The organism is Sporomusa sp., from assembly GCF_035561255.1.
Classification (GTDB): Bacteria; Bacillota; Negativicutes; order Sporomusales; family Sporomusaceae; genus Sporomusa.
The window spans coordinates 1-9,747 of the sequence record NZ_DATMXX010000187.1 but is presented as its reverse complement, the minus strand read 5'-3'; the positions used below and the strand labels follow the sequence as shown (position 1 = coordinate 9,747).

The window sequence follows — 9,747 nt, the reverse complement described above, 5'->3', positions numbered from 1 at the left end:
GTAAAATAAACATGGGTGAAGTGTAATGAATACAGTAGGCATGATCGTTGAGTACAACCCTTTTCATAACGGCCACTTATGGCATCTAACCGAGGCAAGGCGAATCTCAGGTGCAAAATTCGCCATCGGTGTAATGAGCGGAAATTTTTTACAGCGCGGCGAACCCGCAATAATTGACAAATGGTCGCGGGCGGCTATGGCTGTTAAAGCCGGCGTTGATTTAGTAATCGAGCTTCCCACAGTCTTTACTGTGCGCAGCGCCCAATATTTCGCAACCGGCGGTATTCAGCTTCTCAGCCGCCTGGGAGTAGTGAGCCATATTTGTTTTGGCGCCGAATCCGCAGATTTATCTCTGCTTACATCTGCAGCAACAGCGTTATCCAGAAGCGATATCGGCAATACCTTACGTCTCAAAATGAAGACCGGCCAGACATATGCCGCCAGCTTAGCTACGACGCTATCCGAAAGTTTAGGCATTGACCCGGGAATAATCCATTCTCCTAATAACATTTTAGCAATTGAATATTTACGGGCAATTTCTTCTTACGCCCCACAGCTAATTCCCTTGCCAATACAGCGTCGTTCATCTAATTACCACGACAGCTATATTACTTCGAGTATTGCCAGTGCTACTGCCATCAGATCAGCAATTATAAAAAACAACAGGTTATCCCCCGCCAGCATGGCCTGGCAATCACTCCCTCCAGCTAACGCGGAACAGATTAATGCACTAATTACGGCAGGTCGTGCCCCTGTAACCTTTGATGCTTTCAGTACTATTATCTTGGCAAAACTCAGGAGTATGCGGCTAAATGAATTATCCGCATTGCCTGATGTTAATGAAGGACTCCACAATAAAATAAGTGATTCTGCCCTTAAAGCATCAACAATTCATGAATTGTTATCGCTTATCAAAAGTAAGCGTTATCCGCTGACTCGCTTACAGCGGATTATTATTCACGCACTCTTAGGTACAACGAAAACGAAGATAGCCCACTTCGATCAGTCGGGCCCCTTATATGCCCGCATACTGGCATTTAATCAGAACGGACGAATGTTATTACGGGAGATTGACAGACACAGTACAATACCAGTAATAACAAAAACATCCCAATTTCTTACAAGCAAACAACAGCAGCATGATGAATTAGAGCTTTTGCAAGACATGCTAGCAAGTGATATTACGGCAACAAACATGTATGTATTAGGATACCCTAACTGCCAAGCGAGAGCAGGCGGTCAGGATTATCAGACTTCGCCTCACTACTTTGCAGATTAGTCAATAGTTTTTTGATCTCAGGTATGGCTGCTTCCGCAGCAAGCTCACCTGCTAGAGCACATTCATCCATTGTGTCAAAAGAACTGGGCGACATACTGCCGACATCAGGTTGGATAAGGATGTCACAATGCTGCTGGCGGTGTTTGCACAGTTCTCGTTCCATAATATCAATTGACTGAATAATAACATCGAACATATTGTTAATATTGCCTACCGTGCCTGCATGAGCCAAATCAACAGCGACGACTATGTCTGCGCCCATGTTCCGGGCGGTATCAATCGGTGTAGGATTTAGAACAGCGCCATCAACAAATAACCTCTCGTCGATGGCAAAAGGAATAAAAACTCCAGGCACGGAAATGCTGGCACGAACAGCTTTAGCCACGTCCCCTTGGGTAAAAACGACTTCCTGCCCGCTGTTTAATTCAGTAGCCACCACAGCTAGTGGCAGTGCAAGTTCTTCAAAGGTCTTTTGCCTTGTTAACAGGCGAATAGTGGCCAATGCCCGTTCACCCGAAACAATCCCCATTTGAGGAATAACAAAATCCAGCCAGTGCCGTTTTTTTAGATTCTTAGCCAATTTAAATATGGTTTCTGCATCAAGCCCGACAGCATAGAGTGCCCCGATAAGACTGCCAATGCTGCAGCCAGCAATACAGTCTACAGGGATGTTGTGCTTTTCAAACACTTTGAGAACCCCAATATGGGCGATTCCCCTCAAACCTCCCGAACCTAGGGCTAAACCTACTTTAGGTCGCACCGCTATCCCCCCAATACAAACTAGTCACATTCGGAAACCGCATTTTAGTTATATTACCTCTGCCCTGTCAATATATATATTATCAAACCGCACGGCTTGGAGGAGGAGATTTATATATGCGGATTTGGAGCAGTGGCAGGCGTTATCGTTCTCGGCTACTGGCATATTGTATGGCCTTTTGTACGGTATTTATAACTGTCGCTATGGTAACATATCCAAAAGAAGCTTTTGATTCAGCCATTATGGGATTAAATTTATGGTGGAATGTTGTTTTTCCCGCCCTGCTGCCTTTTTTTATTTTATCGGAGATTCTTATGGGAATCGGTGTCGTTCACTTCATCGGTGTTTTGCTCGAACCACTAATGAGACCTATATTTAATGTGCCCGGTGTCGGCGCCTTCGCCATGTCCATGGGGCTTGCATCCGGCTATCCGATGGACGCTGTAATAACCTGTAAATTTCGCAAAAATCAACTGTGCACAGCGGTGGAAGCCGAACGGCTCCTGTCTTTCACGAATACTGCTGATCCGCTATTTATGTTCGGCGCGGTAGCTGTAGGCATGTTTGGCATGCCCGAATTGGGAGCAACGATTGCTTTAGCTCATTACTTATCAAGTTTCCTGGTTGGAATTATCTTTAGGTTCCATGGCCGAAATCGTGATAGCTACACCAAAGATGCTCCCGCGGCAAATGGTAATATCATTATTCGTGCTTTTAGGGCCCTGTACAACGCTAAGCAGGAGGATAAACGTTCAACTGGACAATTACTCGGCGATGCGGTTAAGTCATCTATGAATACCATTATGCTGATAGGCGGCTTTATCATTGTATTCTCGGTTTTTATTCGCATTATGACAGTTGTTGGTATTACGGATATTCTGACAGGTCTATTTGCATCACTTCTTAGCCTCATTGGTTACAGTACCAACTTAGCTCCATCACTGGTAAGTGGATTTTTCGAGCTCGACCTGGGCACCCTTGCCGCCAGTCAGGCTGAGTCCCCCCTGGGCCAAAAGGTTGCTGTTGCCAGCGCAATTATTGCCTGGAGCGGTCTTTCCGTCCACGGACAAGTAGCCAGTATTGTTATCGAATCAGGTATCCGTATGACACCATATATGGTAGGTCGCCTGCTGCATGCCATACTTGCCGCGATAATTACCGTACAACTGCTCGGGCCTGGTCAAGCGATTACTAAATTATTTGTAATCCCTGTATCTATGAGTATAGCCCAGACCAATAGCTGGGGATTATGGCTGACCAGAATTGAACAGACCAGTTATCAGATTGGGGTATTACTTAGCATCATGCTAGTACTGTCAATTGCTGTTCACTTAGCCAGAGGCATATATTGCTATGTAAAAAGATAAGGAGCTTAGCTCCTTTTTATTTGCCCTGATTGCTCTTATTTTGCTGCAAATCACGGTGTCCCTGCCGAACAACATCCAATGTTTTCTCCAAATGGGACGTAACATGCTTAAATACCTCGTCAGCGTATACCACAGCATCCATTTGCAAATCTTTCGCTGTTTTGCGGGCCTGGGCAACAAGTTCATTTGCCTGTTCCTGAGCTTGCTTATTAATTACATTTTCATCTGTTAGTTTAACCACATATTGCTTAGCTTGCTCAACAATATTATGTGCTTCTCTTTGTGCTTCGTCCAATATTCGCTGTCGGTCAGAAATAACCCGTTTAGCCTCATCAAGCTCTTTTGGCAGCCGTTCTCGAAACTCGTCAAGAAACCTAGCCAGATCATCTTCCTCAACCACCCGTTTGTTGGTAAATGGGACACGCGCTGCTTCAACCAGCATAGTTTCCATGTCATCTAATAATTTTTCAATACTCATGACTTTCTCCCTCCCATTAAACAAAGTTTAGTTTTTTTCGCGAATTCTTTTTATAATTCTATTCTCTAAACATGCAGGCACCAATCCGGTAATCGGCCCGCCAAACTTGGCTAACTCTTTAATGCCGCTCGAACTGATGAAGGAGTATTCACTACTTGTCATCATAAAAATTGTTTCCATTACCGGATCGATTTTTTTTATGAGTAATGCTCGCTGAAATTCATATTCAAAATCACTTAAGGCTCTTAGGCCGCGAACAATAAAGCTGCTGTCCTGACGACGCACATAATCATTTAACAAACCGGAAAAACTGTCAACCCTGATGTTCGGTATATCTTTAGTCGCCAGGTTTAACATTTCAACCCGTTCTGCCATAGTAAATAACGGCTTTTTATTAGGGTTATGAAAAACAGCAACAATGAGCAAATCAAACATTTTACTAGCCCGTGAAAATATATCCAAGTGTCCGTTGGTAACTGGATCAAAACTTCCAGGACAAACCCCTATCCGCATCTTAATTGCCTCCTATTGCCAAAGTATTAGTCTCGCGCACGTGTCGCAAAAAAAAAGTCACAATTGTTTCTCCATAACGTTCTGTCCGAATTAGCTGCAAATTTTGCCATTGCGTATTAAAAGATTCATGTTTAGAGTGTTCAACAACAATTATTCCTCCCTCTATTAAAACGCTGCTACCATCAAGTTTTAATAGTATAGTATTTACCAGCCCCTGGTTATAAGGAGGATCTAAGAATATAAGAGTGAACGTTTGCCCTGACTGAGCTAACCTGTCAAGAGCTTTAATTGAGTCTGCACGTTGGACTTTCGCCAGATCTCCCAACCTGGCATTGCTAATATTTTGGTCTATGGCCGCAAGACTTATCTGACTATGGTCAATAAACAGTGCATGTGCCGCCCCCCGACTTAGTGCTTCTAGTCCTAAATTTCCAGTACCGGCAAACAAATCTAATACTTTTGCCCCTATGAGCGCATGTCTGCCAGCTGGTAATACTAGATTTGCCAGAATACTAAACATAGACTCTTTTACCCGGTCAGCAGTGGGACGTACATCAAGACCTTTCGGAGTTTTAAGCTTGGTGCCTTTGGCAATTCCGGTTATAATCCGCATATCTACCTCGAATGATGGCTAATTTCTGTTTAACATAAATATTTTAGCACATTTAAACAACAGTAGCACTTTTTGCAAAAAAAAATTTATATCGGTCTTTATATTATCCCCGGCTTATCCTCCGACAAACAAAAATAACCGGCTCCCCGGTTATTTTGTTTGTTACCTGACAACACGGAATGCTCCTAAAAACCTTGCCTGATAGTAGGGCTTTGACATTGCTGTTAAAGTTACCTGGCCCGCACCTGAACTAGCATGAATAAAATGTCCGTTTCCCACATATATGCCAACATGTGAAGGCCCGGGAGTGTACGTACTGTAAAAAACCAAATCACCTGGTTCAATATCAGCTAATGGTATATTCCGCCCAATATTATATTGTTCATCAGCTACCCGTGGTAAAGAAATGCCAAATTGCCGATAAACATAATAAATAAATCCAGAGCAATCAAATCCACCCGCACCTGCCCCTCCCCATACATATGTCACACCCAAATATCTCTGAGCAAAACTGGCAATTTGTTCTCCGTTCCTTCTGTCAGCTTTGCCGCGGCTTAATTCACTATTACCCAAATGAATTCGAAGCGCCTGCCATGTTCCCTCCCCAACAATACCGTCAGGCTCAATCCCTGCAGCTTGCTGGAACTCGATAACAGAGTTTTTCGTATAAATACCGAAATTCCCATCAATCTCATATTGATAAAATCCAAGCCTCTTAAGCGCCTCCTGCAAAGCATAAACGGCTTCATTCTTTACTTCCTGCCTTAGCACAGGCATATCTTGACCGGAGGCAAAAGCTAGACTATGAGAACCTAATAGCAATAAAAATGTGCATATAACTGTGACCACTATATTATGAACTATTTTCAAACACATACCTCCATCTTTTGCTATTTTTCATTAAACTTATTTCGACATTTCCAGTAAATCCCCTGCAAGACAAATGACTCATATTTACAATTTCTGAAGTCCATTGGGAAACTCTTCTTTTACTGTTGACAAGGCGATTATCGATGTGTATACTTTATAAATGTGAGCCGGGGCGTAGCGCAGTTTGGTAGCGCGCTTGGTTCGGGACCAAGAGGCCGCAGGTTCGAATCCTGTCGCCCCGACCAGTTTATCTCGTAATTTAGGGCATCCCGAAGCCTTAACAAGTATTTAAATCGCATAATAAAACGCAAACTTCTAACATTCTTCTAACAGGTAACTAAAAATTACACATTATAAAGTATTTAACTTAACCCTCTTATTTATCGAAATAAGAGGGTTAGTTTATATATATATATTTTATGTTCCTTCCTATATATATGTGAATATACTAAAGTGCCTACTAATGTGATCGTGCCTTAATCTGCGACATATAAAGAAACCTGGCACACGCCAGGTCATTAACTATACTCGTTTTCATTTAGGTTTAAGTTTCGTGTACGTATTCAACGCACAACTCCCTTACCATTTAGCGCCGTTAATTCGGCGCTATTTTTATCAAAATATAGCGGTAACGAAAACCGCTGCCGCATTCTGCTTATTCATACTTGATATTGCCATCAAAGGTCTGTCCGTTAATCTCCAATGAGTCTGTGTACTGCCACATATAGCCCTTAATATCGTCATTGCGGCTCCATTGGGCATTCCATACGGCGCACCCCAGACTGCGCCAGTCAATGTAATCGGTTAGCCAGGAGCAGGAGGCATACACACCGCAGTCAAGGTCAATATTGTCGATAAAAGCTTTGCACATGGCCGTTATCTCTGCCGGATCAAAAGAAAAGTCTCTGCGCTCTTTGTATCCGTCTGCATCCTCCATGTCGAAGAATACCGGCAGCTCAAGCAGTACACCAGCCTCGGCAATAGTTTCCCTGCAGTTGGAAGCTTCCTGAATTGCGTCTTCGACAGTCAAAGCATAGGAATAGTGATAAGCACCAACTTTTAGACCGGCAGCCTTTGCCCCGGCTACATTTTGCTGAAACATTTCGTCTTTTGAATTTTTGCCATAAGAACTGCGGATAATCGCAAATTCAATACCGGCAGCCGCCACAGCCGGCCAATCCACTGCACCATTGTGTTTAGATACGTCAATACCTTTAATCATTTCAATCCCCCCCAACCTCGTTCTTATAAATGCCAGTAACGGATCAAGACTCTGCACCCCGGCGGCGTCCCTAAGGTTCTCTACTATACTTATATCTACAGTTGCCGCCAGATAGTACCAGGTAGCTTTTAAAAATCCCCCTTCACCACCGACCATGACATCAACATGCACAGCGGCAGACACCAGAATCATATACAGAATCAGTTTCCCAGCGAATTCGTTTTCATCAATAGAATATTTAGTCAGCTAGTCAATTAGGATCAGCCACACAAACGCCAGGAGCGCCGTCCCATGACTGCCGGTTGCAAAAGCAAGGGCACCGGCTGCTATTGCTTTTGCCGGTGCCACATCTGCAAGGGATGCAGCGGCTGATTTAGCCGCTGCTATTACACTTTCATGTATTACTTTTAATTCTCCACGTAACAGCAGGCATACTTCTCTCGGCATTAAATATCACCTCATATAACAAGGCGATTATCCGCGGCCATTTTTCGCCGTTACCTGTGGTACAGTTCTTTACGAGCAATAGAACGGGGATACATTACATCATTTATCTGTTTTTTCTGAGTCGTTACTTTCGTCGTTCAAGTCTCTAATAATATTGGGCAAATCAGATAACAACTCTCGTAGTTCTTCTTCCGTCAAATTGTATTTTAATTTATCGGTTACATTATCCATTGTCGACACCACCTAATAAAAAATAGTCAACTATTACAAGGGTTAAAAAAGCCGCCCCACCCCAAAAGATGGAACGGCACAATTTCTATAAATATGCAGAATTCATTTCGTAAGACTTCATGGCAATAGACGAAAGGTAATTGGTAGACATACTTGTTTGGGTATTTGTATTATTCTGAGTTGAACTAGAACTGGAGCTGCTTAGCGTTGTTTTACCACACTGCCCACAACTTGTGCAGGTACTATTGCCTAAAGGACATGAACTACTGGCTGAAGCAGTGCCGCCTCCACCCGCACTTATACTTTGCGTAGATGCAGTACTGTTATTGGTACTGGTTGCTGAAACTGTATTCAAAGAAAGTGCATTGTTCATGGCCGTTTCAAATTCAGATTCTGACAATGATCCTGAACTGTCTGTATCGAAGCTGCTATAAAGATTATTTGCCATTTCCTCGGTAACATCACTGGGACGTAATGCCACAAATTCCGACTTGCTTACTGAACCATCACCGTCGGTGTCCATTTTACAATACATTTCCGATGTTGATAGCTGAGTCAGCCCAGACATTTGAAAAGTGTCACCATCGGAATTGATAGATGTTACCCCTTTCAAACTGTCAACAGTTGACGTACTGCTACTACTATTCGTTTTGCTGTTAGAAGTTTGACTCTGATAGTAATACTGGCTCAATAATCCCACCATGCTACTACTGTCTATGGACGATATACTCATATTATAGCCTCCTTTTTTGAGAATTTTACCATCTAAATATTACAATTATGTTTAATTATTTTACAAATACTTCTGAAAATCGTTAACTCACTTGGCGATCCCAGCCTGTACGATTTTGCGATACTCAGTTTTAGATGCTATAACAACAAGCTATCCTTATCACTCTTCGAGCAATATAAATATTATCTTACACCGCCTGTCAACCAGGTAGGCCTCGGTTCTATCTCTTGTTATTTTGTAACCCCATTGGGAAATAATGAAGGTTTCACTTTAAAGGAATTTTAAGAACAAATTGTTAAGATAAAGTCGTACCAAACAAGGTATTAAAAACATTTGAAAGAAGGTTGAATGTATGTTTACTAAAAATAAAACTGTTTTGTCTCTTGCATTAGGATTAGCAATGGTGTACGGTGCTGGCACTATGTCCGCCTTTGCTGCCCCCAATGAGCAGTTGCCGGAAAGACCGCCGATTGTTCAAGACCAGGACCAAAATAATCACCCAAACTCCAATCATCACAAACCAAACTGTAAGAAAAACCATCCACTCGATGAAAAATGCAACTTAGACGATCAGAAACCGCTTCCGCCTAACGATGGTCAGGATAAAAAACCTGTACCATCTAAAAAGCATGATGAAAAGAAACAAATGAATTCCGAATTTGAGAATCTACAAGACATTCCCAATTAGGACCAACAAGCAGTTCTAAAGAGAAGTGGTTGAACCACTTCTCTTTTTTCTGTTTAACGCTAGCCCCCGGTACTTAGTAGGCCAGCTCCGCGTCTCTATCTGTTTCGCGCCGCAGGCAATGAGGCTTGCAAACGACTGATGAATTGTTATGCTTGTCCTCCAATTATACTCAACAAAAAAGCCGTACCCTGAGGATACGGCCATAAAGACCATGCTTGGCTCAATGATGAAATTTATTTTTAAATAACAAAAATGCCCCACCAAGCCCGCCTACCAATGCCATAAACAGTGCTGCTTAGAGATCAGCAGCATAAAACCCCGTTCCAATACCAACTGCAGTCATAAATGCCCAGCACAAAAAATCCATCATAATTATTGTCCTGTTGACCGGCATGATACCTGTTATGCGAAATACGAACTACCGGCATGAAAAAAAAGAGCCCAATCGCTCTTTTTCAAAATGAGCAATTTTTTATTATTTCACTAATACACGATCTAGGAAGTCCATCTATCCATATTCCACCATTTTTCTGCAATAACTTTTTT

General features: G+C 42.6%; 12 protein-coding genes and 1 tRNA gene. 4 read left to right on the top strand and 9 right to left on the bottom strand.

What is annotated here, in order from left to right; genetic code table 11:
* Nucleotides 1-25 precede the first annotated feature (25 nt).
* The gene (locus VN379_RS10670) at nucleotides 26-1,279 is read left to right on the top strand and encodes a nucleotidyltransferase (RefSeq protein WP_325533609.1); all 1,254 of its coding nucleotides are present in this window, start codon (nucleotides 26-28) and stop codon (nucleotides 1,277-1,279) included.
* Here the strand turns inward: VN379_RS10670 and VN379_RS10665 are convergent.
* Nucleotides 1,215-2,039 (bottom strand): patatin-like phospholipase family protein, encoded by an 825-nt coding sequence (locus tag VN379_RS10665; RefSeq protein ID WP_325533607.1) that lies wholly within the window; start codon nucleotides 2,037-2,039, stop codon nucleotides 1,215-1,217. The genes VN379_RS10670 and VN379_RS10665 overlap by 65 nt on opposite strands.
* A gap of 116 nt (nucleotides 2,040-2,155) precedes the next feature.
* Between VN379_RS10665 and ylbJ the strand changes: the two genes are divergently transcribed.
* Nucleotides 2,156-3,406 carry a sporulation integral membrane protein YlbJ gene (gene ylbJ / locus VN379_RS10660; protein ID WP_325533605.1) on the top strand — a complete coding sequence of 417 codons (1,251 nt, stop codon included), beginning with the start codon at nucleotides 2,156-2,158 and terminating at the stop codon, nucleotides 3,404-3,406.
* A gap of 16 nt (nucleotides 3,407-3,422) precedes the next feature.
* Here the strand turns inward: ylbJ and VN379_RS10655 are convergent, their stop codons facing one another.
* The 4 genes from VN379_RS10655 to VN379_RS10640 form a co-directional block, all read right to left on the bottom strand.
* Nucleotides 3,423-3,884, bottom strand: coding sequence for an ATPase (locus VN379_RS10655; protein WP_325533603.1), 462 nt, complete (start codon nucleotides 3,882-3,884; stop codon nucleotides 3,423-3,425).
* A 27-nt stretch (nucleotides 3,885-3,911) separates the two neighbouring features.
* Entirely contained in the window at nucleotides 3,912-4,397 is a 486-nt protein-coding gene (coaD, locus tag VN379_RS10650; RefSeq protein WP_325533601.1) for a pantetheine-phosphate adenylyltransferase, read from the bottom strand.
* A 1-nt stretch (nucleotide 4,398) separates the two neighbouring features.
* Nucleotides 4,399-5,010: a 16S rRNA (guanine(966)-N(2))-methyltransferase RsmD gene (rsmD, locus tag VN379_RS10645; protein ID WP_325533599.1), complete on the bottom strand. Its 612-nt coding sequence runs from the start codon at nucleotides 5,008-5,010 to the stop codon at nucleotides 4,399-4,401.
* Nucleotides 5,011-5,172: 162 nt separating this feature from the next.
* Nucleotides 5,173-5,880, bottom strand: a complete 708-nt coding sequence (locus VN379_RS10640) for an NlpC/P60 family protein (protein WP_325533597.1) — start codon at nucleotides 5,878-5,880, stop codon at nucleotides 5,173-5,175.
* Between the two features lie 168 nt (nucleotides 5,881-6,048).
* Here VN379_RS10640 and VN379_RS10635 point away from each other — a divergent pair.
* A tRNA-Pro gene (locus tag VN379_RS10635) sits at nucleotides 6,049-6,125 on the top strand.
* A gap of 410 nt (nucleotides 6,126-6,535) precedes the next feature.
* Here VN379_RS10635 and VN379_RS10630 read toward each other — a convergent pair.
* The 4 genes from VN379_RS10630 to VN379_RS10615 all read right to left on the bottom strand — a co-directional run bounded on the left by VN379_RS10630 (nucleotide 6,536) and on the right by VN379_RS10615 (nucleotide 8,513).
* On the bottom strand, nucleotides 6,536-7,294 hold the full coding sequence (locus VN379_RS10630; RefSeq protein ID WP_325533595.1) for a GH25 family lysozyme: 759 nt from the start codon (nucleotides 7,292-7,294) through the stop codon (nucleotides 6,536-6,538).
* Between the two features lie 54 nt (nucleotides 7,295-7,348).
* Nucleotides 7,349-7,549: a hypothetical protein gene (locus VN379_RS10625; RefSeq protein WP_325533593.1), complete on the bottom strand. Its 201-nt coding sequence runs from the start codon at nucleotides 7,547-7,549 to the stop codon at nucleotides 7,349-7,351.
* Nucleotides 7,550-7,648: 99 nt separating this feature from the next.
* Nucleotides 7,649-7,780: a hypothetical protein gene (locus tag VN379_RS10620; RefSeq protein WP_325533591.1), complete on the bottom strand. Its 132-nt coding sequence runs from the start codon at nucleotides 7,778-7,780 to the stop codon at nucleotides 7,649-7,651.
* A gap of 85 nt (nucleotides 7,781-7,865) precedes the next feature.
* The gene (locus tag VN379_RS10615) at nucleotides 7,866-8,513 is read right to left on the bottom strand and encodes an EF-hand domain-containing protein (RefSeq protein ID WP_325533589.1); all 648 of its coding nucleotides are present in this window, start codon (nucleotides 8,511-8,513) and stop codon (nucleotides 7,866-7,868) included.
* A 352-nt stretch (nucleotides 8,514-8,865) separates the two neighbouring features.
* Here VN379_RS10615 and VN379_RS10610 point away from each other — a divergent pair, with 352 nt between their 5' ends.
* Complete coding sequence (locus VN379_RS10610; protein ID WP_325533587.1) at nucleotides 8,866-9,201, top strand: hypothetical protein; 336 nt, start codon at nucleotides 8,866-8,868, stop codon at nucleotides 9,199-9,201.
* Nucleotides 9,202-9,747 lie beyond the last annotated feature (546 nt).

Bases quoted from the DNA above. Each gene is read 5' to 3' on its own strand.
- VN379_RS10625 (WP_325533593.1), bottom strand. From the start codon at position 7,549: ATGCCGAGAGAAGTATGCCTGCTGTTACGTGGAGAATTAAAAGTAATA.
- rsmD (WP_325533599.1), bottom strand. From the start codon at position 5,010: ATGCGGATTATAACCGGAATTGCCAAAGGCACCAAGCTTAAAACTCCG.
- VN379_RS10610 (WP_325533587.1), top strand. From the start codon at position 8,866: ATGTTTACTAAAAATAAAACTGTTTTGTCTCTTGCATTAGGATTAGCA.
- VN379_RS10655 (WP_325533603.1), bottom strand. From the start codon at position 3,884: ATGAGTATTGAAAAATTATTAGATGACATGGAAACTATGCTGGTTGAA.
- coaD (WP_325533601.1), bottom strand. From the start codon at position 4,397: ATGCGGATAGGGGTTTGTCCTGGAAGTTTTGATCCAGTTACCAACGGA.
- VN379_RS10620 (WP_325533591.1), bottom strand. From the start codon at position 7,780: ATGGATAATGTAACCGATAAATTAAAATACAATTTGACGGAAGAAGAA.
- ylbJ (WP_325533605.1), top strand. From the start codon at position 2,156: ATGCGGATTTGGAGCAGTGGCAGGCGTTATCGTTCTCGGCTACTGGCA.
- VN379_RS10670 (WP_325533609.1), top strand. From the start codon at position 26: ATGAATACAGTAGGCATGATCGTTGAGTACAACCCTTTTCATAACGGC.
- VN379_RS10615 (WP_325533589.1), bottom strand. From the start codon at position 8,513: ATGAGTATATCGTCCATAGACAGTAGTAGCATGGTGGGATTATTGAGC.
- VN379_RS10630 (WP_325533595.1), bottom strand. From the start codon at position 7,294: ATGATTCTGGTGTCTGCCGCTGTGCATGTTGATGTCATGGTCGGTGGT.